The organism is Pedobacter sp. 22226 (assembly GCF_052045455.1).
Taxonomy (GTDB): Bacteria; Bacteroidota; Bacteroidia; order Sphingobacteriales; family Sphingobacteriaceae; genus Pedobacter; species Pedobacter jeongneungensis.
The window spans coordinates 153,700-179,317 of sequence record NZ_JBQEPB010000008.1; the positions used below are offsets into that span (position 1 = coordinate 153,700).

Here is a 25,618-nt window from a genome sequence, read left to right on the forward strand (position 1 = left end):
TGCGTAGACTTACGAGATCTACCGGCACTGTTCCTATCAGGCCTCGTAAGTCTGTAAAACGCCAAACAGCTTGCCCTCTGCGCTTAGCCCAGCGTATTCGTAAACTTCATTCTGATGCCGCTTTGAAAGTTCTGAATGATCTTGAAAATTTCAATCAATGTTACTTTCTCAATTTTGGTTAAAGCATCAATCTCAATAAAATTGTTTGGTGCAGCCTGATCGTTGACAATCAGATTGGCCTGGTGTTTTAAACGTAAGCCCATCAGATAATAATAGGATTGTGAGAGTTCGTTATATTGTGCTTCGCTAAAAACGCCTAACTCTTTTAGTGCTTTTAATCGTTCGCCGGTGTTTTCTTTTTGGAAAATCCTGTTCTGAAGCGCATAAACCCTTGCCAGATCGACAATAGGCGTCATGGCGGTTTTAATATCGAATACTTCTTTCTTATGGATTTTCTGCGTTCTGATGTTTCTGAAATAGGTAAGTGGTGGTTCGTAAAGCAATGCATTTTTGGCCAGGTACACATAAAACTTTTCAATAGGCTTTTGCAGCTCTTCATCCACGAAAGATCTTAAACTTTGCATGATCTCTAAATCGCCATATATGGCCCTGCAATCAAAAAAGGCAGCAAATTTAATTGCTGCTTCTGGCAGAGCTTCTTCAATCCAGTTTTTATAATTGTACTTCCAGTGTGACAGGGAATGCGTCCAGTTTGGGTTAGTGGCCATATAATCGCCGTCGCAATATACGAAACCTACAAAGTTTAATTTGTCAGAAACCTGTGTTGCGAGATCCAGGAAATAGGAGCGGACAGCCGCCCTGTTATCTTCAGAAGTATCTTCGTAAATAATGGCGTTGTCCTGATCGGTTTTAAGGCTCAGTTCCTTTCTGCCTTCGCTGCCCAAAACCATAAATACGAATTTGGCCGGGGGCGGACCGAGTTTAGCAATTACTTCTTCAATAATTTTAAAAGAAATGGTATCGGCAATGGTAGTTACCACCTCGTTTACAATTTTAGCATGTACCCCTCTGGCCAATAACTGGGCTACAATATTAGGCACCTTTTGCCATTTCAATTTTAAATCAGCAGTATTTACAGCTGATTTCACCGATTGAATAAAAACTAGGGGTGATTCTGCCTGTTCGCTTAATAACCTGTTTCTGCTCAGAAAACCAACATAATTTCCATTATCATTTACCAGCAGGTAGCGCGATTTTTTGCTAAACATCATCAATATGGCTTCGTAAACATAAGCCTCGGGAGAAATGGTTACAATGTTGGTATCCATCACCGCATCAATTGGAAGGTTGGTATCCATCTGCCGGGCAATCACATCATCCCTCAGCGTAATATCGGTTACGAAACCCAGGTAAGCATCCAAATCATTTTTAATAAAAAGACAGCTGGTTTTATGCTCAGCCATTTTTATTGCAGCTTCAAAAATAGGAGTACCGGGACTGCAGCTCACAATCTTTTTAAAAGTGATGTCGCCAATGCGAGCTGTATAAATCTGATCTGCTAATTTATCTTCCATTAAAAAATCCCTGAAAAATCTTTTTAAATGAGAACGATTTTTTCTTTTCCTGATTAAAAATGTGTTCTTGCTGGTAAGCTGAAGTTAAGCTTATTTTGCCTGTTTCTAAAAGATGAAAAAAGATTTTGGCTGTATTTAAAGCATCCGATAATGCATTGTGCACATTTTCAGGTATTTCGTTAAATAAAACCGTGTAAAATTTATCAAGTTTTAAATGACTGATCACCGTATTGGTAATGTAAGGCGAACTGGCTTTCATGGTACAGAAAAAAGGCAGGTTCCTAAAATTACTTTCTTTACCAATCCTCAGCAATTCTACATTCACCATGTGGTAGTCGAGCTCAATGAAATGCCCGATTACCAATGGCTGGTATTTCTCAATGTCGCGGGCAAATTCCAGCATTACATCTTCTTTTTTCTCTCCGTGAAGTTCAAGGTACTCTGGAGTGATGTGATGGATTTTTGCTGCTGCTTTGTCTATTTTAACGCCAAAGCTGTTGATGTAATGATTTGCGCATTTAATTTCATTGTGCTGCTGGTCGTAAATAATCCACGCAATCTGTAAAATATGCGGCCAGTTTTTTTCATTAGCATAAGGTGCCGACCAGTTTTTGGGCAAACCAGATGTTTCGGTATCAACAACTAAGAAATATTCCTGCAATTTTGGTTGGTTAGGTAAACAGTAGCATGATGTTATTTCAAAGATAATTATTATTCTGTAGCTGCGTAACAGAAAATATTCATAATTCGGTCGTTATTGTGGGAAGGAACGACGAAGCAATCTGAAAAGATAGGTATTAAAAGATTGCCTCGTCGGCAGAAAAGCTTCTCGTTATGACGACTTTTCTTTTTTAATTTTATTCATGAGCATTTTTCCGAAGAAATAACTACTTACTAATCAACAAAAATACCACAGCAGCCAGTACTGAGCCAACAATTGGACCAACGATCGGTATCCATGCATAACTCCAGTCGCTGCTGCCTTTACCTTTCATCGGGATTAACGAGTGAATAATCCGCGGGCCTAAATCTCTTGCCGGGTTGATGGCGTATCCCGTTGTTCCGCCTAAAGCCAAACCGATAACCCATACTAAAAAAGCCACGGGGATGGCTCCCATAGAGCCTAATCCGATAGGGGTAACGGTTTCTTTGGTACCCATACTGGCGTCTGTAAAATAAAAAATCACAAATATAAGTACAAAAGTACCAATGATTTCTGAGGCTAAATTGGAGGATTTGTTTCTGATGGCAGGAGCAGTAGCAAAAGGCGCGGCTTTTAAACCTGCATCATCCGTGGCGTCGAAATGATCTTTATACATTATCCAAACCAAAAAAGAACCCGTTATTGCGCCAGCCATTTGGGCCAGGATATAATAGGGGACCAAAGCCCAGCTAAAGCCTTTGCCTATGGCCAGGCCCAACGTTACAACGGGGTTTAAGTGTGCGCCGCTGTATGGTCCGGCCACCACCACGCCAACAAAAACGGCAAGTGCCCAGGCGGTAGTGATCACAATCCAACCACTGTTATGGCCTTTTGTACCTTTTAGTACTACATTTGCAACCACACCATTTCCTAAAAGCATCATTAGCGCGGTACCAATAAATTCTGCGAGATATACGTTCATAACAATTAAATCTGATGAAATTTCTAATTAATCTTCTGCATTAACCCTTGCTGCCTTTACTGCTCTGTTCCAGCCTTTTATTTTTTCTGTATTGTCGATACCGGCTTCAGCGATGAAAGTTTTGTTGATTTTCCACTGGTTGCGGATCTGATCGATACTCTGCCAGAAACCTGTAGCCAAACCAGCCAGATAAGCCGCACCTATGGCTGTTACCTCGGTAACTTCAGGCCTGATGACTTCACAGTTTAAAAGATCGGCCTGAAACTGCATGAGTAAATCGTTCGCCGTAGCACCGCCATCTACACGGAGTTCTGCAATGTTCACACCGGCATCGGCTTCCATGGCTTTTAACACATCCATGGTTTGGTAAGCAATACTTTCTAAAGCAGCCCTTGCAATGTGCGATTTATTGGTTCCCCGGGTTAATCCGGTTATGGTTCCGCGGGCATGCTGGTCCCAATGTGGTGCGCCTAAACCTGCAAAAGCCGGCACTACATATACGCCATCGGTATCTTTTACTTTTTTGGCCAGGGTTTCTACATCTGCCGATCTGGAAATAAAACCCATCTCGTCCCTAAGCCATTGTACAACCGCACCACCTATAAAAATACTCCCTTCGAGCGCATAATTTACTTTTCCGTTAATTTGCCAGGCGATGGTGGTTAACAGGTTATTGGCTGATATTTTTGGACTTTCCCCGATATTCATCAGCATGAAACAGCCTGTGCCATAAGTATTTTTGACCATGCCGATTTCGGTGCACATCTGGCCAAAAAGGGCCGATTGCTGATCGCCGGCTATGCCTGCAATGGGAATTTTTGTCGCTAATATTCTTCCGGCGGTTTCGCCATAAACCTCGCTTGATGATTTTACTTCGGGCAGCATTTCTTTGGGGATGGAAAACAATTCGAGCAGTTCGTCATCCCAGCTTAAAGTGTGGATATTATAAAGCATGGTGCGCGAGGCGTTGGTTACATCGGTAACGTGTTTTTCGCCTGCGGTTAATTTCCAGATCAACCAGCTATCTATTGTGCCAAATGCCAATTTCCCTGCTTCAGCTTTTTCGCGTGCACCTTCTACGTTTTCCAAAATCCACCTGGCTTTGGTGGCAGAGAAATATGAATCGATGATCAGGCCGGTCTTTTCCTGTATTTTATTGGCCAAACCTTTCGCTTTAATTTCGTCGCAATAGGCAGAAGTTCGCCTGTCTTGCCAAACAATGGCATTGTAAATGGGTAAGCCGGTTTCTCTATCCCAAACTACTGTGGTTTCGCGCTGATTGGTAATGCCGATTGCCGAGATATCGTTTACGGTAAGGCTCGCTTTAACAATTACTTCGGTAACCACGGCCAGCTGTGTCGACCAGATTTCCATCGGATCGTGTTCTACCCATCCGGCTTTCGGGTAAATCTGCGTAAATTCCTTTTGCGCAATGGCAACAATTTCACCATCGTGGTTAAAAATAATGGCTCTCGAACTTGTGGTTCCCTGATCGATAGACAAGATGTATTTGCTCATAATAATATTGGTTAGAGGACTAGGCCTTCACGGTTATTTTATAGGTTGATGATAAAGGTAACCATCGGCTAATTTATTAAAAGTTTCAATTTGGCCGGCCTCCCAGTTTTGATCTGCCGATAATTCTCTGGCCAGGAGCGAGGCTACCCGAGGCGCCATAGCCTTTGCGGCCTGCGCATTAATAAATAATACCCTCAGCCTCCTGCTTAAAATATCTTCTATGGTTTCGGCCATTTCATTCCTTGCAGACCAAATTACTTCAGCTTCGGTAAAAGGGAAAGATGGATGTAACTGCTGCCCAAGGCTGGGATCCTGTTTAATTAAAGCCTCAATTTTATCACGGTCTGATCCGTAGATCGATAAATGATGATTTTCTTCAATGATTTGGCTGCCATGGATACTGAGGTTTTCGGTTACGCATGCTTTCGGTTCCAAACCAGCTTGTATAATGGCCAAATCAACAGTTTCTTCAGCCATGCGGCGGTAAGTAGTCCATTTTCCGCCGGTTATGGTAATTAATCCTTTGGCTGAAACAATTAGTTTATGGTCTCTGCTGATTTCTTTTGTGCTGTTCCCATCGCCGCTTGTTGGGGCTGCCAATGGCCGTAAGCCAGAAAACACACTTAATATATCTTTTTCTACCGGTTTACGGTTAAAGTAACTTGCCGCGGTGGCCATAATAAAATCTACTTCTTCTTTTAAAGCACGCGGCTCGAGGCTATGCTCATCCAAAGGGGTATCGGTGGTGCCTACCAACAGATGTTCGTGCCATGGAACGGCAAATAAAACCCGCCCATCAGACGTTTTTGGAATCATTAAAGCCGATTCACTGTTTAAGAAACTCTTTTCCAACACCACATGTACACCCTGACTTGGCCGAACCATTTTTTTTGAAGCAGGATTGTTCATGTGCAGAATATCATTTACAAAAACACCGGTGGCATTAACCACCATTTTACCTTTAAACTGAGCTTTTAAGCCGGTTATGGTATCTTCTGTTTCAATACCTGTAACGGTTTCGCCATTTTTTAACAAGCCGGTAACTTTCGTATAATTTAATAAAGTAGCACCTTTTTCGATAGCGGTTTGTGCAATATTGATCGCTAAACGGGCGTCGTCAAACTTCCCGTCGTAATACCTGATGCTTCCTTTTAGGCCTTTTTCCCTAATGCCCGGCATCATGGCCAATGTTTCTTTTTTAGAGAAATATTCAGATTTCCCGAAGCTGTATTTTCCCGCCAGCCAATCGTATAAAGTGAGTCCTGTTAAATATTTAATCACAGAAAACCAATCGTAACAGGGAATCAGGAAGGCCTCTTTATGTACCAGGTGTTTAGCGTTTTGTTGTAATAATCCACGTTCTTTAAGCGCATGCTTCACCAGGCCGATATCTCCCTGGGCCAGGTAACGTACACCTCCGTGCACTAATTTAGTACTCCGGCTTGATGTTCCTTTTGCATAATCAGCCTGCTCCACCAGTAACGTTTTATAACCCCGGCTGGCGGCATCAAGTGCTGTACCCAGGCCGGTTGCGCCGCCACCAATGATAATCAAGTCCCAATTTATGTTTTCTGCTATCAGCGGCTGGTGTAATCTTTTCATCTTTATGTTTAAAAGTAACAAAACGAAACAATACGCAATTATACGAAATCATAATCTGAATAATATAATATCTCTGTTAAAAATTTATTAATAATTTGTTCAAAATATTTTAAAGAATGTTTTTATTGCTAATTTGCAGCCTGCAAATTAAATATACTATGATGAATTTGGCTGAGAGGCACCAGTTTATTTTAAGTCGCCTGCAACGTGATCAGTACATCAATGTGGTTGATTTATGTAAGGAACTGAAAGTGTCGTCGGTAACAATAAGAAAGGACTTAAAACTACTTGAAGATAAAAGCCTGCTGTTCAGGACCCACGGTGGGGCTACGGTAAATAATCCATACACGGTAGACCGTCCGGTTAATGAAAAAGAGAAAATACAATCGACCGAAAAGAATAAAATAGGTGTGGCTGCTGCTGCATTGCTAAACGATAATGATTCTATTGTAATTGCATCGGGTACTACTGTACTGTATTTTGCTAAAAATATTGCACCGGCAACCAATTTAACTGTTGTAACCTCTGCATTAAATGTGGCTTTGGAATTGATGCGCGAGCCGAGCATAGAGGTGATCCAGCTGGGTGGGCTATTGAGAAAAAGTTCATCATCCGTAATGGGCGCTTATGCAGAACAGGTATTGCAGGATTTTTATTTCAACAAGCTTTTTTTAGGGGTAGACGGCATTGATCTTGATTTCGGATTAACCACAACAAATGCCATGGAGGCGCATTTAAACCGTAAAATGATCGGTGCTTCACAAAAAACAATAGTACTGGCCGACTCTACTAAATTTGGTAAAAGAGGCTTTGGAAAGATATGCGGATTAGAAGAAATTGACCATATTATCACTGATAAAGGAATTTCTGAACAAATTGTAAAACATTTAGAGGGCTTGGGTGTTACTGTTACTATCGTGTAGCGCATTCCACGCAAAACGGTATATCCCAAACATATAATTTGAACATGGAAAAAAAACGAATACACATTTTAGAAGACGATCAGGAGATCAGAAACGTGATTGAAATCCTGTTAAAGGAAGAGGGTTTTGAACTGCAGCTTTCATCATCGTTTGCAGAGCTGAAGAAAAATATCCAGGATGCAATGCCAGATCTTTTCTTGTTAGATGTAATGTTGCCAGATGGAAACGGAGCTGAGATTTGCGAAGATTTAAAAAACGATATTTTTACCAAACACATTCCGATTATTGTAATGTCTGCACAGAACAATAGCGAACAAAAAGCAATTGATGCCCTTGCAGATGATTACATCAGTAAACCTTTCGATATTGATGATGTGCTTGAACGTATTCATGCACAATTAAAAAGAAGTGCCGAAAACCGCACTAAAGTTTAGTAGAAAAAGGATATAAAAAAGAGAGAAGTTTAAATGGCTTCTCTCTTTTTTTGCGGTATAATTTCCCTCACAGATTGCCGTCATTTCGAGCGGGTACAACGTTATCTAGCAATCTATTTCTGGATAGATCTCTCCGTTCCGCTTTGCTCCAGTCGAGATGACGGTTTTCGTTTAGTAGCGTATTGCTATATAGCTGAAATGATAAACTGTTTAATAGTCAATCACCACCTTACCAATCGTTTTACCACTTTCTAACAATTGGTGGGCTTCTTTTAAATTTTCTACAGTAAATCCTTTTAAGGTTTGGTTTAGCGTAGTTTTAAGCGTGCCATTATCAAATAATTCAGCCAGTTCGTTTAAGATGTGATGTTGTTGTTCCATATCGTCTGTCTGGTACATAGAGCGCGTGTACATCAGTTCCCAAGAAAAAGTAACACTTTTATTTTTTAGTTTGTTCAGGGCAATTGGAGTGGCTGAGCCTGTTATGGAAACAATATGGCCCTGTGGTTTAATCAGCTCTACAAGAGCATCCCAATAACTGTTCAGGTCTACAAAATCGAGTATAAAATCTACTTCCTTAAAACCTGCAGCATGTACTTCTTCTACCAAATTTTTATGGTCTACCACTACATCAGCACCCATGGCTTTGCACCATTCTTTAGTTTCTGGCCTCGAGGCTGTGGTAATAACCTTTAAACCACTAATTTTTTTTGCCAGCTGTATGGCAATAGAGCCCACACCACCAGCCCCACCAATAATCAGGATGCTTTTGCCTTTGTCTTTTTGTTCGCTGATGCGGATGCGATCGTAAAGTGATTCCCAGGCAGTAAGAGCTGTTAATGGCATAGCAGCAGCCTCAGCATTGTTTAAAGTTTTTGGTTTTACGCCAACAATGCGTTCATCAATCAATTGATATTCGGCGTTTGAGCCACTACGGGTTAAATCTCCCGCATAATAAACTTCATCTCCGGGTTTAAAAAATGTAACGCCCTCACCAATGGCTTCAACGGTGCCAGCTGCATCCCAGCCAATAACCTTTGGTGTATCCAGTACGGTATCTTTTGCACTGTTCTGGCGGATTTTATAATCAACCGGATTTACGCTGATGGCATTTATTTTTACCAGGATATCGCGTCCTTCTGGTTGTGGAACGGGTGTTTCAAATGCGATAAAACTTTCGCTTTCGTTTATAGGGAGTGAGGTTTTAAATCCTATGGCTTTCATGGCTAATCAATTATTTAATAGTTAATTATTTTTTTTTGTATAGCAAATATAAACTGATAAAGTTTTATATTACGGTATAAATTTGCTTTTTATTGGTAAATTTGCGCCTTAATTTTGTGCAGGATGAATAGCGAAACATTATACGAGCCCTTCGAAATTAGTTATCAGAAATTAGATGAATGTCCTAAAAATGGCCATAAACACCTGTTTTTCGAATTGGTTTATATTCTCTCCGGTACCGGAAAGCAATGCATCAATAACAATAAATTCGATTACCAGCCCGGACATATGTTCCTGATTACACCCGATGATTGTCACTCGTTTGAAATAGCAACTACTACCGAATTTTTCTTTCTTCGCTTTGGGAATGTGTACCTCCGCTCAAAAGATTTCCATGCCGATGATGTGAAAAGGTTAGAATACATCCTTCAAAATGCCAGTCACCAGCCCGGTTGTATCCTTAAAAATTTTTCGGATAAACCTTTAATTAAGTCGCTTACCGAAGCCATGATTGCGGAGTATGTAAAACGTGATCTTTACAATAAAGAATTGATTGGCAAAATGGTTGATACGATGATAGTATTGGTTGCCCGTAATATTGCCAAATATTTGCCAGCCAGTGTGAAGGAAGATTCGGAACAAAAAACATTGGCACTATTAAACTATATTCAAGCCAATATTTATAGTCCCGAAAAGCTAAGGGCAGAAAAACTCAGCATTGAATTTGGCATTTCAGAAAACTATTTTGGCAAGTATTTTAAGAAACAAACCAACGAAACGCTGCAGCAATATATTGCCAATTTAAGGATTAAACTGGTAGAAGCACGTTTGCGTTTTAGCGATATGCGCATCAATGAGATCGCTTTTGAACTGGGTTTTACCGATGAAAGCCATTTAAATAAATTCTTTAAATCGCAAAAGGGGATGAGCCTTAAAGCTTACAGAAGCTCGTTTGCGAGTTGATTAAAAAAGTGATCCTGCTCATTCTTTGCCTTGATGCGCATCACCACCAGATTAATTAAAGCAGGGTAGTTTTGCGGTATAAAATAGCTGGCTTTTCGCCTTATAAAAAGCCGGTTTATACCAAAAAACACCATGTTACATTCATTTCATATTCCCGTATTGGGCCTCGGTTACTCCATTGATACTCCTTTAAAAGTTGCCAGGTATGGCATTTCTTCTGTACTTTCTATCGTTGATGATGAACTGGTAGAGCGTATGCGTGCTTATCACTCGCAAAACAGGGCTGTGGATTTCGAGGCGATTCCCAAAAGTGAAACCGATAGCCGGAGCCGGCGCATTACGGCCTACCTTAATTTTTTATCCGATTGCATCAATCAGGATTTTAAAGCTCTAAAACAACAGGATTTTACTGCGGGAAGCGATCTCTGTCGGTATTTCGAGCTTTTGCCCGATACGTCCAGGTTAAAACGTGGTTACGAACTGATGATGGAGTATCCCGAAGGAGAAGCGAAACAAAGCTTTCAATCTGTGCTGAAAAATGCCATGCGGATGGGAACCATAGATGTAAATATTATGGCTAAAGTTGATAAAATGAACTACGTTGACGGTGAATATTCGGGAGATATAAATACTGACGCATTATCTGCATTGCGTGGTTTTGCGGAAAGTAAATTAAGTGCATCTGTGGTACTTTCTGCCGGAATGAACCCGAAATTATACAGTTATATGGAAAATTTCGGAGATTTTTTCCCGGATGAAAAGGGTTTGCTGAACAAGCAGATTATTTTAAAAGTGAGCGATTTCAGGTCAGCCCTGATCCAGGCTAAATTTTTGGCCAAAAAAGGACTGTGGGTGTCAGAATTCAGGATCGAATCGGGTTTAAATTGTGGCGGGCATGCGTTTGCCACAGAAGGCTATTTGCTGGGGCCTATCCTCGAAGAGTTTAAAACCAAAAAAATCGAAATGCGTCAGGAGCTTTTTAACCAATATCAGCTTGCCTTAACGCAAAAAGGAATTGCTATAAACAAACAGCTTAAACAACGGATTACGGTACAGGGTGGAATCGGTACCGCTGCAGAGCATAGGTTTCTGCTGCAACATTACCATCTTGATGCCACAGGCTGGGGAAGTCCTTTTTTACTTGTACCCGAAGTAACCAATGTAGATGCCAATACGTTAACCAGGTTAGCTGCTGCAAATGAAGACGATTTTTACCTGAGTGGTGCCTCTCCGCTGGGTATCCGCTTTAATAATTTCAAAAACGGTACAATAGACCTTCAGCGGACAGAAAGAATCGACAAAGGCAGGCCAGGAAGTCCATGCACCAAGAAATACCTTTGCAACAATACCGAATTTACCGATCAGGCCATTTGTACTGCATCGCGCGAATACCAGCACTTAAAAATAAAAAGCCTTAAAGCCGCCGGATTATCTGAAGAAGAATATAAAAAGCAATTTAATGAGGTGACCGAAAAAATTTGTCTTTGCGAGGGACTTTGTTCTTCCACCTACTTAAAATACAACATCCTAAAACCTAAAGAAAACAAGGCAGTAGCCATTTGTCCCGGGCCAAACCTGGCCTACTTTTCTGATGTATATTCGTTTGACGAGATGGTTGGCCATATTTATGGAAAAATTAACCTGTTGGCGCAGGTAGAAAGGCCTCATGTATTTATCAAAGAACTTAATCTTTATATCGATTACCTTCAGGAGGATATCAAACGGCAGCTTCAAAGTTCCAGCTATAAAAAAATAAAACAGTTAAATGGATTTAAGCAGCAACTGGCTGAAGGAATCAATTATTATAAAAAGCTTTTTAATGAAGTTGCAGATCAAACCACAGGAGAGCTAAAGGGTTTGTATGAGCAGCTGGCGAAGTCGGAAGATAAACTGGATGCACTGATTATCGGATAAGGAAAAAAGATCGGTAATAACTTTTCTATATTTACAACGATATACTTGAAGCATTAAATGGACAGGTCGAAATTTTTAGATGCAATTATTGAAAACGCCATTGATGGGATTATTACCATCGATGACAGGGGAATTATAGAACACTTAAATCCTGCTGCGCTTGAGCTTTTTGGTTATGGGAGAGAAGAACTGGTGGGTAAAAATGTATCGGTTTTAATGCCCGAGCCTGACCATTCGCGGCATGATGAATACCTTTCGAGGTACGAGCATACCGGGCAGAAACACATTATCGGCGTTGGGAGAGAGGTTTCTGGTAAGCGTAAAGATGGTTCTGTTTTTCCATTCAGACTGGGCGTTAGCGAAATTAAATTTAGCGACCGTAAAATCTACACGGGTTTTATCCACGACCTAAGCAAAGAAAAAGCGAACGAAGAACAGATAAAAAGCTATACTGAAAAACTCGAAGTAAAGATCAAGGAGCGTACGCAGGACCTGGTTAAACTGGTATCGGAACTGGAGATGGCCAAAGAAAACATGCGGGCACTGTTTCAAAAGGAAAAAGAGCTTAATCAGCTTAAAACAAGGTTTGTTTCCATGGCTTCGCATGAGTTCAGGACTCCGCTGAGCTCCATTCAGTTGTCGGCTTCCCTGATTGATAAATACACCACCAAACATGATGTGGCCAGTGTAGAAAAACATACTTTAAAGATCAAAAATTCCATTAATAACCTCACTACGATTTTAAATGATTTCCTCTCGCTTGAAAAACTAGAGGCAGGGAAAGTAGAAGCATCCGCACAATCTTTTAACATCATCAGCTTTGCCGAGGAAATAGCCGAAGAAATGCAGATGATGACCAAACAGAACCAGCACATAATTTATGAGCATACGGGCACAACAGCCGAAGTTTACCTCGATCCGAACCTGTTGAAAAACTGCGTGATCAACCTGATCTCCAATTCGATCAAATATTCTGGTGAAGACACGCTGATCCAGTTCAATTCTATTTTAAAGGATGATGAACTGATTCTGGAAGTAAAAGACAACGGTATTGGCATTCCGGAGGCTGATCATAATAACCTGTTTGAGCCTTTTTTCAGGGCCCACAATACCGGCGATATTCCGGGTACAGGTCTCGGACTTAATATTGTAAAAAGGTATGTAGGCCTGATGAATGGAACGGTTAGCTGCCAGAGTGAACAAAATTCGGGTGCGGTTTTTACGCTTATCTTCCCGTTTAACAAGTAATTTAGAGGCAAATCCGATGAAGAAGAAAGTTTTAATTATTGAAGACAATAACGACATCAGGGAAAGCACTGCCGAAGTGCTCGATCTGGCCGGATACGAAACTTTTACCGCTAAACATGGTAAGGTAGGGGTAGAAATGGCCGTAAATCACCTCCCGGATGTAATATTATGTGATATTATGATGCCCGAACTGGATGGATACGGCGTATTATACCTGCTGAACAAAAACCCAAAAACTGCCAATATCCCTTTTATTTTCATCACCGCAAAAACAGAACGGGCGGATATGAGGAAAGGGATGGAAATGGGGGCAGATGATTACCTGACGAAACCCTTCGATGATATTGAGCTTTTTAAAGCGATAGAAAGCAGGTTTAAGAAAAAACAGCAATCGGCAGGTTTCAACGCCGTTGCAGGTAACAGCGAAACGGTAATGGATGAGCTCCGTAAAAAAGGTAAATCTAGACCGGTAGGAAATAAACAGATTATTTATGTAGAAGGCGATGAGCCGGCACATCTATATTATATTACCAGAGGACAGGTAAAAACCTACAAAAGATTTAAGGACGGCAGGGAACTTTCATCGGGACTTTACCATGATGGTGATTTTTTTGGCTACGAAAGTTTATGCAATGGGGAGGTGTATGCCGAAAATGCAGCAACCTTAACCGAATCAGAAATTATCCAGATTCCCAAAGCCGATTTCATGGAATACCTGCTTAACCATCAGGCAGTGTCTAAAACATTTATTGCTTTATTATCAGGCAACGTACGAGATAAAGGGAAACAGATGCTTCAACTGGCTTACTCTTCGGTAAGAAAACGGGTAGCCGAAGCCTTGCTGCAGGTGGCCACAAAATTTGGCGATGGCAAGACTGATAGCTGCACCATCCGCATCTCCAGAGATGACCTGGCCGCATTGGTAGGTACCGCCAGCGAAACGGTAAGCCGGATGCTCGCTGATTTTAAAGACGAAAAACTGATTGATAAAACCGGTAATGCCATTAATATTTTATCTATCGAAAAACTTAAGAATATTAAGCAGTAGTAGTTTGGTTTATTGGGTCATTAGTTTATCGGGTTAATTGTTTAAATTGGTTAATTGAGGATTGATCATTGATCATTAGTAAATTGGTGATTAGTAAATTGCAAATTGCCAACTGAAAATTGATCATTGGTTCCCACAGAGATCCGTCATTTCGAGCGGAGTACAATGCAGTCGAGAACCCGAAGGCTCAGCGAAGCTAAATATATCTAATAGGTTGGTTCATTGGTCATTAGTAAGCTGGTACTGCAAATTGCCAACTGAAAATTGATCATTAGTTCCCACAGAGATTGTCATTTCGAGCGGAGTGCAACGTAGTCGAGAAATCTATGGTAATAACCATCCTCCTCCAAACGCCCAACTCCACACTCAAAAAGTAACCACTATCATTTTTTTGTCTAAGCATTCTCACCTGTTGCCTTACATTTCATCCATAGTTTTGTGTACATAAACACTGTATATGAAAGCAATAGCTTACAACATTAAGTCCGATGAAAAGGAATGGTTGGTACTGGCCAATTATAAAAAACATGATATTACCATAATCGCCAACAGCTTAACGGCCGATACGCTTTCATTTGCAACCGGAAAGGAAGCCCTGTTGGTTTTTAACAACGACGAGCTCAATGAACCTATGATTCTGGGGTTAAAGGCGCTGGGCATCAAATACATTGCAACTTCGTCATCCGAAACCGATCATCTCGACTTAAAAGCCGCAGGTTTTGCCGGAATGAAAGTAGCAAATGTACCTCTCGCATCAAAAGATGCAGATCCAAAATTAAGGATGGAACAAGTGGTTAAAAACCTCGATCAATGGGCAGCGGGTAAATGTGTAGGCAAAGCCTGTTGCTGCCAGAACGATTGTGCAACCATTAAAGCGCTAAAATAATGAACACCGCTGCATTGCTTAAAAAATATAATGTTGCCGCACCCAGATATACCAGTTATCCAACTGTTCCATACTGGGATACTGAAAATTTTAGTGCAAATGGCTGGCTGGGCAGTGTAGCCAACACCTATGTAAATTACAAAGACGAAGGGATCAGTTTGTATATTCACCTTCCATTTTGCGAAAGTTTATGTACCTATTGTGGCTGTAATACCCGCATTACCAAAAATCATTCAGTAGAGGTGCCATATATCCTTGCTGTACTTGCAGAATGGGGCATGTATGTAGATGCTTTAAGGGAGAAACCTAAACTAAAAGAATTGCACCTGGGTGGGGGAACGCCTACTTTTTTTAATGCAGAAAATCTCGAATTGCTCATTAACGGCATTCTGGAAAATGCGACCCTGGCGCCTGATGCCGAACTCTCTTTTGAGGCTCATCCGGCCAATACCACCACCGGACATTTAACAACACTTTACAAACTCGGTTTTAGGAGATTAAGTTTAGGGATACAAGATTTTGATCCTAAAGTCCAGTTTTTGATTAACCGTTTTCAAACACCAGAGCAGGTTGCGTTAATTACGGCACAGGCCAGGGAAATCGGTTATACCTCAGTTAATTTCGATCTGATTTATGGCCTTCCCGGACAAAGCATCCCGGGCCTGACAGATACCATAAATGAAGTAATTGCGATGCAGCCAGACCGGATTGCCTTTTACAGTTACGCACATGTGCCCTGGTTAAAGCCCGGCCAAAGGCATTATACCGAAAAAGATATCCCCGTAGGAGATGAAAAGTTCGCGCTTTATCATTCAGGAAGGCAATTACTGGATGGTGCGGGCTATAAGGATGTAGGGATGGATCATTTTGCACTCACCACTGATTCTTTATTTCAGGCGATGACCGAACAGCAACTTCACCGGAATTTTATGGGCTACACCAGTCAGCATACCCATTTGCTTATCGGGTTGGGGGTTTCTTCCATCAGCGACTGTTGGACAGCCTTTGCACAGAACCCTAAAACAGTAGAGGCCTACCTGGATAAAATAAGCCTGGGCACATTGCCTGTAGAAAAGGGGCATTTTCTTACAGATGAAGATCTTAAGGTAAGAAAACACATCCTCAACCTCATGTGCAAAGAAAATACAGTTTATAAGGAAGGGATTCCTGAATCCGTATATGGCAGGCTTTTGCCTTTATTGCACGATAAACTGATATGTGTAACCGAAAAAGAAATCAGGATTACCGCCAGAGGAAAATCCTTCCTGAGGAATGTTTGCATGGCATTCGACGAGAAATTATGGCTTAAGCAGCCTAAAACGCAACTATTCAGTTCATCAATTTAAAAAACGATTACAATGGAAGATCAAAATAAAACCACAACCAAAGCCATTTGCTACCACTGTGGGGAAGATCTGCCCAAGGTAAAATATCAAACAGAAGATAAAGATTTTTGCTGTGCAGGCTGTATGGCTGTTTTTAAAATCCTTTCCGAAAACAACCTTTGCAATTATTATGTGTACAACAATAATCCGGGCCGGCAGTTAAAAAATGAAAGCCATTTAGCCTACCTCGACGAGCCTAAAATTATTGATCAGCTGCTCGATTATAAACATGAAAGTTCGTGCATCATTACATTTTACATTCCCGCCATCCACTGCAGCTCCTGTATCTGGTTGTTAGAGCACCTTTATAAAATCAATCCCGCTATCTTCAGCTCTCGGATCGATTTCCTTAAAAAACAAGTGACCATAAGTTTCAATCATGAAGAAATCTCTTTACGGCAGCTCGTAGAAACCTTAAACCAGATCGGTTACGAACCCCTGATCAGTTTGCAGGATGTGGTAAAGGAACACAGTTCTTCGGTTGATAAAGCTTTAGTGCTGAAAATTGCGGTCGCCGGCTTTTTAATGGGCAATGTTATGCTCTTTAGTTTTCCCGAATACTTTGGATTATCAGGTTTTGAAAAGCAATTTCAGTCGCTGTTTGGCTGGCTGAACCTTACATTTTCCATTCCTGCTGCTTTTTATTGCGGCCGCGATTATTTTACCTCTGCCATTACCAGTATTAAACACAAACACATCAACTTAGATACCCCATTGGCGCTAATTATTGCCGTTTTATTTTTGCGTACCGCTTTCGAAGTCATTTTTGCCACCGGACCAGGTTTTGCCGATACCTTAACCGGTTTGGTGTTTCTGCTTTTAATGGGTAAATGGCTCAAACAACGAACTTATCACCACATTTCTTTCGACCGCGATTACCGGTCTTATTTCCCGATTGCCGTTACCACCTTACAAAACGGCAAAGAAAAACCTGTATCCATCAGCGATGTAAAAACAGGCGACAGGTTGTGGATCAGAAATGGTGAATTAGTGCCTGCAGATGCCATTTTAATGAAAGGCGATGCCTGGGTAGATATGAGTTTTGTTACGGGTGAATCGGAACCGATACATAAAGTACTGGGCGAAATCATTTACGCAGGAGGGAGGCAGACCACCGAAGCCATAGAACTTGAAGTAATCAAGCCGGTCTCGCAGAGCTACCTTACCGGACTCTGGAACAATGAACATTATAAAAACGACATCGAAAAGCAGAATTTTAACGATGCTGTGGCAAAATATTTCAGCCTTGGAGTTTTTCTGATCGCATTTTCGGCTACAGCTTACTGTTGTTTCAAAACGATAGCCATAAGGCCTGGTCGGCATTTACCGCAGTCATTATTGTGGCCTGTCCATGCGTACTGGCTTTAAGCACGCCTTTCACTTTATCGGCCATCTTATCTGTTTTTGATAAAAAGGGTTTTTATGTGAAAAATACTGATGCCGTAGAAGAACTCGCCAAATGTGATACCCTGATTTTTGATAAAACGGGCACTTTGACCAGTAATGAAAATGCCGAGATCGCTTTTAGCGGATCCCTGACAAACGAGGAAAAACGGGTTGTGGCTTCGCTTTTGCGCAACTCTACCCATCCCTTAAGCCGGCATATTTTAAAAGCTTTAAATGTTGAAAGATTTTATTCACTTAACGATTATAAAGAGGTGGTAGGTAAAGGTTTATCAGCGCAGATTAACCATCATGCTATTTATGCGGGGCATTTATCTATGCTGCCTCTAACCGTAAAACCGGCTGGCGAAACCGGTGTGCATATTGTGATTGATCATATTTATAAAGGTTGCTTTGACATCAAACAGCAATGGCGGCCCGGATTGGCACAGCTGATCTCGAAACTCTCAAAATTTAACCTGCAGGTTTTATCAGGCGATACCGATAAAGACCGGTCTATGCTTACCACCATTTTTCCTGAAAACACCACCATCAGGTTCGGACAGCGGCCGCATCAAAAACTGGATGCTGTTTTAAACCTCCAGGAAAACGGGAATAAAGTAATGATGCTTGGTGACGGTTTAAATGATGCCGGAGCCTTAAAACAAAGCAATTTTGGCATCGCCATAACTGATAACATCAATAATTTTACCCCAGGCTGCGATGCCATTCTGCAGGGCGGCGGATTAAACCTCCTGCCGCATTTTATCCAGCTTAGTAAAGACGGGCTTAAAGTGATTAAGATAAGCTTTGCCATCGCCATTGCCTATAATTGCATTGGCATCTACTTCGCCGTACAGGGCACACTTTACCCATTGGTGGCCGCGGTATTGATGCCTGTTAGTACTGTGACCATCATTTTATTTACCACCCTGGCAACCCGTTGGTTTGCCCGTAAAAATAACCTGATATGAATATCCTCTACTTTTTAGTGGGCTGCAGCGTTTTAATGGCGCTTATTTTTCTCGGTGCCTTCTTTTGGGCTTATAAAACCGGGCAAAATGATGATGTGCATACCCCTGGTATCCGTGTATTGTTCGACGATGAGGTGGTTGCCGGAAAAAGTGAAGAAGATCACTTTTCCAGCTAACCACCATCATCCTTTATCTCCGGGCAGCAGGGTACCTTTGGTGTACAAAACATACAAAATTCCGCTTCTATTATGCAGCTAGAAAAATTTACTTACGATAACAGGATTGTCAGAAACTTTGGCATTGCCACCCTGGTTTGGGGAATTATAGGGATGACCGTTGGTCTGCTTGTTGCCATGCAGCTCTTTAAACCTGCAATGAATATGGGCAGCCAGTACACCACTTTTGGCAGGATCAGGCCTTTGCACACCAATGCCGTAATTTTCGCCTTTGTCGGGAACGCCATTTTCATGGGTGTTTATTATTCGCTTCAGCGTTTACTAAAGGCCAGGATGTTTAGTGATGTGCTGAGCAAGATCCACTTCTGGGGCTGGCAGCTTATCATTTTATCGGCTGTAATTACCCTTCCGTTGGGTTTTACCACGTCACACGAATATGCTGAGCTTGAATGGCCAATCGATATTGCCATTACCATCATCTGGGTGGTTTTCGGCATCAACATGTTTGGTACTATTATTAAAAGAAGAGAGCGTCACCTTTACGTGGCCATCTGGTTTTACATTGCTACTTTTGTTACCATTGCGGTATTGCACATTGTAAACTCTTTTGAGCTTCCCATTTCTTTTATGAAAAGCTACTATGTGTATGCGGGCGTTCAGGATGCTTTGGTGCAATGGTGGTACGGGCACAATGCCGTGGCATTTTTCCTTACTACGCCTTACCTGGGCATGATGTATTACTTCCTCCCAAAAATGGCCGGCAGGCCTGTTTACTCTTATAAACTGAGTATCCTGCACTTCTGGTCGCTCATTTTTATTTACATCTGGGCTGGTCCCCATCATTTATTATATACTTCATTACCTGGTTGGGCACAATCATTAGGCGTTGCTTTTTCCATCATGCTCATCGCGCCAAGCTGGGGCGGTATGATTAACGGTTTATTAACCCTCCGTGGTGCCTGGGATAAAGTAAGGGAAGATGTTACCCTTAAATTTATGATGGTTGCCCTTACCGCTTATGGTATGGCCACTTTTGAAGGTCCTTTATTATCGTTAAAACAGATTAACGGGGTAGCACATTTTACTGATTGGATTGTAGCCCACGTACACGTTGGCGCCTTAGGCTGGAACGGCTTTTTAACCTTTGGGGTATTGTACTGGTTAATCCCGCGTATTTATAAAACCGAACTTTACTCTAAAAAACTGGCAGGTTTCCACTTTTGGATCGGTACACTGGGAATCCTTTTTTATGCCATCCCGATGTATTGGGCAGGTTTTACGCAAGGTTTGATGTGGAAAGAATTCACCCCTGAAGGTTTATTGAAGTACCCTAATTTCCTGGCAACCACGTTGCAGATTATCCCGATGCATGTGCTGCGTTCAATTGGAGGTGCACTCTATTTAACCGGGGTAATTGCAATGACATATAATCTGGCCAAAACCATGCTTGGGGCTAAACTTGTAGACAATGAAGCTGCCGAGGCCATGCCTTTAAGCAAAATTGTAATCGATAGTAGCCCAGCCGATAAAGCCTGGCACAGGGTATTGGAGCGTAAACCGATGAAATTTATGGTGCTTTCGCTGATCATTATCCTTATTGGAGGGATGGTAGAAATGATGCCGACTTTTACCATTCAATCTAACGTGCCCACCATTGCAAGTGTAAAACCATATACCGCGCTCGAGCTGCAGGGCAGGGATCTGTACATCAGAGAAGGTTGTGTAAACTGCCATTCGCAAACCGTGCGGCCTTTCCGTTCAGAAACCGAACGTTATGGCGAATACAGCAAAGCCGGAGAATTTGTGTACGATCACCCGTTTTTATGGGGCAGCAAACGTACCGGTCCTGATCTTCACCGCGTAGGTGGGAAATATTCTGATGCCTGGCATTACAACCACCTGGTTGATCCTACGTCTATGTCGCCGGGAAGTATTATGCCGCCATATGCCTGGCTTATCGAACAACAACTCGATATCACCACCACAGCAAGTAAAATCAGGGCCATGCAAACCCTTGGCGTTCCCTATCCCGAAGGTTATGACAAACATGCCAATGAGGATTTAAAAATACAGGCCGAAAAAATTGCGCTCGATCTGAAACAGAACAACATTAAAGTTAAAAGCGACCGTGAAATTGTGGCGATTATCGCTTACCTGCAACGATTGGGAACTGATATTAAAGCCAATAAAGAAACCATTCCTTCAAATCAATAAAAATATGTTTAATCAGATCAAAGATTTAGCCGGTGGCGAAATATACCTTGTTACCTCTCTGCTTATGTTCATGGTGTTTTTTGCAATTGTTGGGGTTTACCTCTTCAAATTAAGCAGAGGCCATATCAAAACCATGAGCGAAATCCCTTTTCAAGACAATAAAACCAATCAATATGAAGAAGATTAAACTATTGTCATTATCACTGTTTTTATCCGTGGCAACTTATGCAGCTGAAGAAAAAACAGCAGAAGCCATAGCACCTTCTCAGCCCGGATTAGGACTCAGCCAATCTGAAATACTCATTATCCTGCTTCTGCTTTTTGCCCTGGTACTGCTTTTTGTTTCGGTAACATTGCTTAATGCCTTTAAAGTTATGTATCAGGAACAGTTGAACCCAACTCCATACAGCAAACCTGTAAAAGAGGAGGTTCTCGATTACGATAGCTGGTTAAAACAGAAACCCGTAAAACCTTCTGTCTGGGCAAAATTATTGGGTTTAAAACCCATTGAAGAGGAAAAGAACCTGGTCATCGATCATGCTTATGATGGCATTAAAGAACTGAACAACCCGGTGCCGGCCTGGTTCAACTTCTTGTTTTTCGGTACGATGATTTTCGCTGCAGGTTATCTTTTTTACTACCACATTGGCGGCTATGGCGATCTGCAGGATAAGGAATACGAAAATGAAATGGCCAAAGCCCAGGTAGAAAAAGCTGCATTTCTCGAAAAATCGGCCAATACGATAGACGAAAACTCTGTGAAGTTTGATAATACACCAACGGTACTGGCAGATGGAAAAACCATTTTTAACACCAACTGTGTGGTTTGCCATGGCGATAAAGGCCAGGGCGTGATTGGCCCAAACTTAACTGACGATTACTGGTTGCATGGCGGAGGCATCAACAATGTGTTTAAAACGATTAAATATGGTGTGCCGGAAAAGGGGATGATCAGTTGGGAGAAAAACCTGAATCCTAAACAGATCAGTGCAGTGGCAAATTTCATCCTGTCGTTAAAAGGCAGCAATCCTGCAGGTGCCAAAGCCCCTCAGGGTGAAAAATACGAAGAGAAAGACTTAAAAGACAACGAGATGAAAGTTGCGAAAGATAGTGTAAACCAAGCCGATGTTACTAAAAAATAAACCGGAAAGTAAGGGCAGGGGCAGAAATTTCATTTACCCTAAAAAACCGTCGGGTAGATTGTACAATTACCGGAAATGGGTAAGTTACGTACTACTGTTATTTCTGTTCTCTTGTCCGTTTCTAAAACTAAATGGCGAGCAATTGGTGCTGCTGAATTTCATCGAAAGGAAATTTGTTTTCTTTGGGTTGATTTTCACTCCGCAGGATTTTTACCTGTTCGCACTCGCCATGCTCATCTTCATCATCTTCATTGTTTGTTTTACAGTGGTATTAGGCAGGTTGTGGTGCGGATGGGCCTGTCCGCAGACTATATTTATGGAAATGGTGTTCCGCAGGATAGAATACTGGATAGAGGGCGATGCCAATAAGCAAAAGAAGCTCGACGAGGGACCATGGAACGCAGGGAAAATATGGAAAAAAGGAAGCAAACATTTTATTTTCATGATCATCTCTTTTGCCATCGCCAACACCTTTCTGGCTTATATAATCGGCTCAGATGCACTGCTGAAAATCATCACCGAACCTATTGCAGGTCATGTTTCTGGTTTTATCTCCATCTGGCTGTTCACGCTTATATTTTATGGTGTTTTTGCCTATGTGCGCGAGGTGGTGTGTACTGTAATCTGTCCGTACGGAAGGCTTCAGGGCGTGCTGCTCGATAACCAGAGCCTGGTGGTAGCTTACGATTTTACCAGGGGCGAACCCCGTGGCCGTTTGCAGCGAAATGCATCAGTTCAAAAAACAGGCGATTGTATTGATTGCGGACTTTGCGTACAGGTTTGCCCTACAGGTATCGATATCCGCCAGGGAACACAGCTTGAATGTGTAAATTGTACCGCCTGCATCGATTCTTGCAACGAAGTGATGCTTAAAACAGGCAAACCCAAAAACCTGATCGGTTTCTTTAACCAGGATTTTATTGCAGAGCGTAAACCATATAAAATTGGTTTAAAATCTTACGGTTATGCTGCGGTTTTATTCGTGGTATTAATGGTTTTCTCTTCGCTTATTTATAAAAGAGAAAACATCCAGACCACCGTTTTAAGGGCCAGCGGAACTTTATACCAAAGCAGAGGGACTGATAAAACGACTAACCTGTACAATGCAGAGCTGGTAAATAAAACCAATAAAGCGGTAAAATTTACTTTCAGGTCGCAGGATAGTAATGATCAGATCGATTTTATTCAGCATGCCAGTGTTTTACCAAAAGAAGGTACCGTGCACCTCACGTTCTTTTTGGTCAGGAAAAATAATTCGGTTAAAAAATATAAAACAGATGCGGTGTTCGAAGTTGTTGCCAATGGCGAGATTTTGAGTACGGCAAGCACAAGTTTTTTCGCACAAACCGGAAAGTGAATAATAGAGTGATGGAGTGAGAGAATGATTGAATTAGAGAATAATAGATTGAAATAATGATTGAATTAGTGAATGAAGGAGTAATAGAATGAAGAAATGATAGATTGAAATAATGATTGAATTAGTGAATGAAGGAGTAATAGAATGAAGAAATGATAGATTGAAATAATGATTGAATTAGTGAATGAAGGAGTGATAGAATGAAGAAATGATAGATTGAAATAATGATTGAATTAGTGAATGAAGGAGTGATAGAATGAAGAAATGATAGATTGAGAGAATTTTAAAATGAATGGTAGAGTGAAATAATTATGAAATGATTAAAATATTAATGATTGAATCTGCGATTTGCCTTAAACATTCTCTCATTTAAAACTCAATCATTAATAATTCTCTCATTCAAAACTCAGTCATTTACTCATTGGTAACGCACTCATTCACTCATTGGTAACTCACTCATTCTATCATTAAAAAATTATAACTATGAACTGGGGAACAAAAATAGTAATGGGCATGGTTGCATTTATGGCATTTATTGTGGGGATGGTAATTTACATGTTCCATGTGCACGGTAGGGATGCCTTAATTGAAGAAAATTATTACGAAAAGGGAATCAATTATAATGCAGAATACGATGCCAAACAAAATGTACTAAATGATAATGCGAAGCCTGAAATCACCATCACCAATACGCAGGTAGTAATAAAATTAAAAGACAGTGCGCAATACGAACTTATGCTGATGCGCCCTGCCAACAGCGATGATGATGTTAAACTGAAAGGAAATACCACCGGAAATTCGCACCTTATCCTGGTAGATAAAACTAAAATGGCGAAGGGGATGTGGTTTATCAACCTTTCGTGGCATGCCGGGGGGAAATCTTATCTGTTTAAAAATAACATCACCCTATGACAGATTATTTGTCACTGGCATTTTTAATGGGACTGTTCGGAAGCCTCCACTGTGCAGTAATGTGCGGACCCATTATGCTGGGCATGCCATTCAGAAAAGCGGTTTTTTTTCAAAGTGCCCTGCAACTATTGTTCTATCAGTTGGGTAGAGTGATGGTATATACCGTGCTGGGTATGCTGGTCGGCATTTTAGGAAACAGCATCCGCTTATTCAGCGATCAGAAAACGTTGAGTATGCTTATTGGCTTCCTGTTGATTCTATTTACATTATTACAGTTTAATAGAAACTATAAAAACCGGTTTACAACCCTCCAGTTAAAGGCCATGAACCCGCTGAGTAAATTAATGGGGAAGGTGTTTAACTTAAAATTATGGGGATTGTTTGCGGGCATGCTTAACGGCATTATTCCCTGCGGAATGGTTTACCTGGCACTTGCAACAGCATTAAATGCCGGTAATGTTCAGGCTGGTGCGGCTTTTATGTTTCTTTTCGGCCTGGGTACTACGCCCTTAATGCTGATGATTTCGCTTGGTGGGATTTTTCTGAAAAAATATATCCGTTTTAATACCAGCAAGCTCATCCCCTGGATGATGCTTTTCATGGGAGCTTTACTTATTATGCGATCAGCCGGTCTGGATATTCCGTTTTTGTCGCCTAAATATACGGTTGGATATGGCCATTCGGTAGAGTGCAGGTAGAAAGGTTTCTTTTTAAGTTCATAGTGCTGAATCGATTACGCTACTGCTTACATGATCTTGTAATAAGGAATTCGGCTATGACAGTTAACCAGTTTGAACAATTTTTAATGATTTGCCGCCACCCAAAGTGGAAAGGTTTCAAAGTAACTTTCAGATTTTTACCACATGATTTGATAATCCTTCTGTTTAAAGGCAATGAATTAAAATCTGTTGGTAAATTTTTTACTTAAACTTTACGCAGATGGCCGGTAAACTAAATCCGGGTAGTCAGAAATCTGTAGTTTAAATGATACTATATCATGAAATGCTGTATTTTTATCAAGCGGCTTTTTCATTTAAAATAAATAAAATTTCGGTTTTAACTCTATGAAAGCTGCCGTTAATCCCCTGAAACGCTATTTTGGTCAACTAATTATGAGTAAATGGCTAACTGGCATAAAAGTTGGAACTATCAGAA

The 25,618-nt window shown here is 41.2% G+C and carries 23 protein-coding genes; 17 read left to right on the forward strand and 6 right to left on the reverse strand.

Annotated elements, in window-relative coordinates; genetic code table 11:
• Positions 1 to 83: 83 nt before the first annotated feature.
• From ACTJKC_RS18655 to ACTJKC_RS18675, 5 genes are all read right to left on the reverse strand, one after another.
• Positions 84 to 1,535, reverse strand: a complete 1,452-nt coding sequence (locus ACTJKC_RS18655) for a DUF294 nucleotidyltransferase-like domain-containing protein (protein WP_440794262.1) — start codon at positions 1,533 to 1,535, stop codon at positions 84 to 86.
• Positions 1,525 to 2,196 (reverse strand): 3'-5' exonuclease, encoded by a 672-nt coding sequence (locus ACTJKC_RS18660; RefSeq protein WP_440794264.1) that lies wholly within the window; start codon positions 2,194 to 2,196, stop codon positions 1,525 to 1,527. The genes ACTJKC_RS18655 and ACTJKC_RS18660 overlap by 11 nt, the downstream gene beginning before the upstream one ends.
• 226 nt (positions 2,197 to 2,422) lie before the next feature.
• Positions 2,423 to 3,160, reverse strand: a complete 738-nt coding sequence (locus tag ACTJKC_RS18665) for an MIP/aquaporin family protein (RefSeq protein ID WP_440794266.1) — start codon at positions 3,158 to 3,160, stop codon at positions 2,423 to 2,425.
• 27 nt (positions 3,161 to 3,187) lie between these two features.
• Positions 3,188 to 4,678, reverse strand: coding sequence for a glycerol kinase GlpK (gene glpK / locus ACTJKC_RS18670; protein WP_440794268.1), 1,491 nt, complete (start codon positions 4,676 to 4,678; stop codon positions 3,188 to 3,190).
• 33 nt (positions 4,679 to 4,711) lie between these two features.
• Positions 4,712 to 6,280, reverse strand: coding sequence for a glycerol-3-phosphate dehydrogenase/oxidase (locus ACTJKC_RS18675; RefSeq protein ID WP_440794270.1), 1,569 nt, complete (start codon positions 6,278 to 6,280; stop codon positions 4,712 to 4,714).
• A 158-nt stretch (positions 6,281 to 6,438) separates the two neighbouring features.
• On the opposite strand from ACTJKC_RS18675, the gene ACTJKC_RS18680 reads away from it, so the two are divergent.
• Both ACTJKC_RS18680 and ACTJKC_RS18685 read left to right on the forward strand, forming a co-directional pair.
• Positions 6,439 to 7,203: a DeoR/GlpR family DNA-binding transcription regulator gene (locus tag ACTJKC_RS18680; RefSeq protein ID WP_344850993.1), complete on the forward strand. Its 765-nt coding sequence runs from the start codon at positions 6,439 to 6,441 to the stop codon at positions 7,201 to 7,203.
• Between the two features lie 44 nt (positions 7,204 to 7,247).
• On the forward strand, positions 7,248 to 7,637 hold the full coding sequence (locus tag ACTJKC_RS18685) for a response regulator transcription factor (protein ID WP_138820861.1): 390 nt from the start codon (positions 7,248 to 7,250) through the stop codon (positions 7,635 to 7,637).
• 210 nt (positions 7,638 to 7,847) lie between these two features.
• Here the strand turns inward: ACTJKC_RS18685 and ACTJKC_RS18690 are convergent, their stop codons facing one another.
• A complete protein-coding gene (locus ACTJKC_RS18690; RefSeq protein WP_440794273.1) occupies positions 7,848 to 8,861 on the reverse strand; it encodes a zinc-binding alcohol dehydrogenase family protein in 1,014 nt (337 codons plus the stop codon).
• Positions 8,862 to 8,984: 123 nt separating this feature from the next.
• Here ACTJKC_RS18690 and ACTJKC_RS18695 point away from each other — a divergent pair, with 123 nt between their 5' ends.
• The 15 genes from ACTJKC_RS18695 to ACTJKC_RS18765 all read left to right on the forward strand — a co-directional run bounded on the left by ACTJKC_RS18695 (position 8,985) and on the right by ACTJKC_RS18765 (position 25,161).
• A complete protein-coding gene (locus ACTJKC_RS18695) occupies positions 8,985 to 9,824 on the forward strand; it encodes an AraC family transcriptional regulator (protein WP_440794275.1) in 840 nt (279 codons plus the stop codon).
• A 132-nt stretch (positions 9,825 to 9,956) separates the two neighbouring features.
• Positions 9,957 to 11,738, forward strand: coding sequence for a hypothetical protein (locus ACTJKC_RS18700; protein WP_440794277.1), 1,782 nt, complete (start codon positions 9,957 to 9,959; stop codon positions 11,736 to 11,738).
• Between the two features lie 57 nt (positions 11,739 to 11,795).
• Entirely contained in the window at positions 11,796 to 12,986 is a 1,191-nt protein-coding gene (locus ACTJKC_RS18705) for a PAS domain-containing sensor histidine kinase (RefSeq protein ID WP_440794279.1), read from the forward strand.
• Between the two features lie 16 nt (positions 12,987 to 13,002).
• Complete coding sequence (locus ACTJKC_RS18710) at positions 13,003 to 14,034, forward strand: response regulator (RefSeq protein ID WP_440794281.1); 1,032 nt, start codon at positions 13,003 to 13,005, stop codon at positions 14,032 to 14,034.
• Positions 14,035 to 14,491: 457 nt separating this feature from the next.
• Positions 14,492 to 14,920: a lactate dehydrogenase gene (locus ACTJKC_RS18715; protein ID WP_440794283.1), complete on the forward strand. Its 429-nt coding sequence runs from the start codon at positions 14,492 to 14,494 to the stop codon at positions 14,918 to 14,920.
• Complete coding sequence (gene hemN, locus ACTJKC_RS18720) at positions 14,920 to 16,266, forward strand: oxygen-independent coproporphyrinogen III oxidase (protein ID WP_440794285.1); 1,347 nt, start codon at positions 14,920 to 14,922, stop codon at positions 16,264 to 16,266. The genes ACTJKC_RS18715 and hemN overlap by 1 nt, the downstream gene beginning before the upstream one ends.
• A 12-nt stretch (positions 16,267 to 16,278) precedes the next feature.
• Positions 16,279 to 17,673, forward strand: coding sequence for a heavy metal translocating P-type ATPase (locus ACTJKC_RS18725; protein ID WP_440794287.1), 1,395 nt, complete (start codon positions 16,279 to 16,281; stop codon positions 17,671 to 17,673).
• The gene (locus ACTJKC_RS18730; protein WP_440794289.1) at positions 17,592 to 18,662 is read left to right on the forward strand and encodes a heavy metal translocating P-type ATPase; all 1,071 of its coding nucleotides are present in this window, start codon (positions 17,592 to 17,594) and stop codon (positions 18,660 to 18,662) included. The genes ACTJKC_RS18725 and ACTJKC_RS18730 overlap by 82 nt, the downstream gene beginning before the upstream one ends.
• Positions 18,659 to 18,838, forward strand: a complete 180-nt coding sequence (gene ccoS, locus ACTJKC_RS18735) for a cbb3-type cytochrome oxidase assembly protein CcoS (protein ID WP_440794291.1) — start codon at positions 18,659 to 18,661, stop codon at positions 18,836 to 18,838. The genes ACTJKC_RS18730 and ccoS overlap by 4 nt, the downstream gene beginning before the upstream one ends.
• A gap of 72 nt (positions 18,839 to 18,910) precedes the next feature.
• Positions 18,911 to 21,052, forward strand: a complete 2,142-nt coding sequence (gene ccoN, locus ACTJKC_RS18740) for a cytochrome-c oxidase, cbb3-type subunit I (RefSeq protein WP_440794292.1) — start codon at positions 18,911 to 18,913, stop codon at positions 21,050 to 21,052.
• Between the two features lie 4 nt (positions 21,053 to 21,056).
• Positions 21,057 to 21,239: a hypothetical protein gene (locus ACTJKC_RS18745; protein ID WP_440794294.1), complete on the forward strand. Its 183-nt coding sequence runs from the start codon at positions 21,057 to 21,059 to the stop codon at positions 21,237 to 21,239.
• The gene (locus tag ACTJKC_RS18750) at positions 21,226 to 22,194 is read left to right on the forward strand and encodes a cbb3-type cytochrome c oxidase N-terminal domain-containing protein (protein ID WP_440794296.1); all 969 of its coding nucleotides are present in this window, start codon (positions 21,226 to 21,228) and stop codon (positions 22,192 to 22,194) included. The genes ACTJKC_RS18745 and ACTJKC_RS18750 overlap by 14 nt, the downstream gene beginning before the upstream one ends.
• Entirely contained in the window at positions 22,178 to 23,551 is a 1,374-nt protein-coding gene (gene ccoG / locus ACTJKC_RS18755; RefSeq protein WP_440794298.1) for a cytochrome c oxidase accessory protein CcoG, read from the forward strand. Before ACTJKC_RS18750 ends, ccoG begins: the two co-directional genes overlap by 17 nt.
• Positions 23,552 to 24,034: 483 nt before the next feature.
• Positions 24,035 to 24,463, forward strand: a complete 429-nt coding sequence (locus ACTJKC_RS18760; protein WP_440794300.1) for a FixH family protein — start codon at positions 24,035 to 24,037, stop codon at positions 24,461 to 24,463.
• Complete coding sequence (locus ACTJKC_RS18765) at positions 24,460 to 25,161, forward strand: sulfite exporter TauE/SafE family protein (RefSeq protein WP_440794302.1); 702 nt, start codon at positions 24,460 to 24,462, stop codon at positions 25,159 to 25,161. The genes ACTJKC_RS18760 and ACTJKC_RS18765 overlap by 4 nt, the downstream gene beginning before the upstream one ends.
• The last annotated feature ends 457 nt before the right edge of the window (positions 25,162 to 25,618 follow it).

Excerpts from the sequence above, each read along its gene's own strand:
- ACTJKC_RS18695 (WP_440794275.1), top strand. The coding sequence starts at position 8,985 with ATGAATAGCGAAACATTATACGAGCCCTTCGAAATTAGTTATCAGAAA.
- ACTJKC_RS18655 (WP_440794262.1), bottom strand. The coding sequence starts at position 1,535 with ATGGAAGATAAATTAGCAGATCAGATTTATACAGCTCGCATTGGCGAC.
- ACTJKC_RS18760 (WP_440794300.1), top strand. The coding sequence starts at position 24,035 with ATGAACTGGGGAACAAAAATAGTAATGGGCATGGTTGCATTTATGGCA.
- hemN (WP_440794285.1), top strand. The coding sequence starts at position 14,920 with ATGAACACCGCTGCATTGCTTAAAAAATATAATGTTGCCGCACCCAGA.
- ccoS (WP_440794291.1), top strand. The coding sequence starts at position 18,659 with ATGAATATCCTCTACTTTTTAGTGGGCTGCAGCGTTTTAATGGCGCTT.
- ccoG (WP_440794298.1), top strand. The coding sequence starts at position 22,178 with ATGTTACTAAAAAATAAACCGGAAAGTAAGGGCAGGGGCAGAAATTTC.
- ccoN (WP_440794292.1), top strand. The coding sequence starts at position 18,911 with ATGCAGCTAGAAAAATTTACTTACGATAACAGGATTGTCAGAAACTTT.
- ACTJKC_RS18750 (WP_440794296.1), top strand. The coding sequence starts at position 21,226 with ATGAAGAAGATTAAACTATTGTCATTATCACTGTTTTTATCCGTGGCA.
- ACTJKC_RS18675 (WP_440794270.1), bottom strand. The coding sequence starts at position 6,280 with ATGAAAAGATTACACCAGCCGCTGATAGCAGAAAACATAAATTGGGAC.
- glpK (WP_440794268.1), bottom strand. The coding sequence starts at position 4,678 with ATGAGCAAATACATCTTGTCTATCGATCAGGGAACCACAAGTTCGAGA.
- ACTJKC_RS18745 (WP_440794294.1), top strand. The coding sequence starts at position 21,057 with ATGTTTAATCAGATCAAAGATTTAGCCGGTGGCGAAATATACCTTGTT.
- ACTJKC_RS18685 (WP_138820861.1), top strand. The coding sequence starts at position 7,248 with ATGGAAAAAAAACGAATACACATTTTAGAAGACGATCAGGAGATCAGA.
- ACTJKC_RS18705 (WP_440794279.1), top strand. The coding sequence starts at position 11,796 with ATGGACAGGTCGAAATTTTTAGATGCAATTATTGAAAACGCCATTGAT.
- ACTJKC_RS18700 (WP_440794277.1), top strand. The coding sequence starts at position 9,957 with ATGTTACATTCATTTCATATTCCCGTATTGGGCCTCGGTTACTCCATT.
- ACTJKC_RS18665 (WP_440794266.1), bottom strand. The coding sequence starts at position 3,160 with ATGAACGTATATCTCGCAGAATTTATTGGTACCGCGCTAATGATGCTT.
- ACTJKC_RS18710 (WP_440794281.1), top strand. The coding sequence starts at position 13,003 with ATGAAGAAGAAAGTTTTAATTATTGAAGACAATAACGACATCAGGGAA.
- ACTJKC_RS18690 (WP_440794273.1), bottom strand. The coding sequence starts at position 8,861 with ATGAAAGCCATAGGATTTAAAACCTCACTCCCTATAAACGAAAGCGAA.
- ACTJKC_RS18680 (WP_344850993.1), top strand. The coding sequence starts at position 6,439 with ATGATGAATTTGGCTGAGAGGCACCAGTTTATTTTAAGTCGCCTGCAA.
- ACTJKC_RS18725 (WP_440794287.1), top strand. The coding sequence starts at position 16,279 with ATGGAAGATCAAAATAAAACCACAACCAAAGCCATTTGCTACCACTGT.
- ACTJKC_RS18715 (WP_440794283.1), top strand. The coding sequence starts at position 14,492 with ATGAAAGCAATAGCTTACAACATTAAGTCCGATGAAAAGGAATGGTTG.
- ACTJKC_RS18765 (WP_440794302.1), top strand. The coding sequence starts at position 24,460 with ATGACAGATTATTTGTCACTGGCATTTTTAATGGGACTGTTCGGAAGC.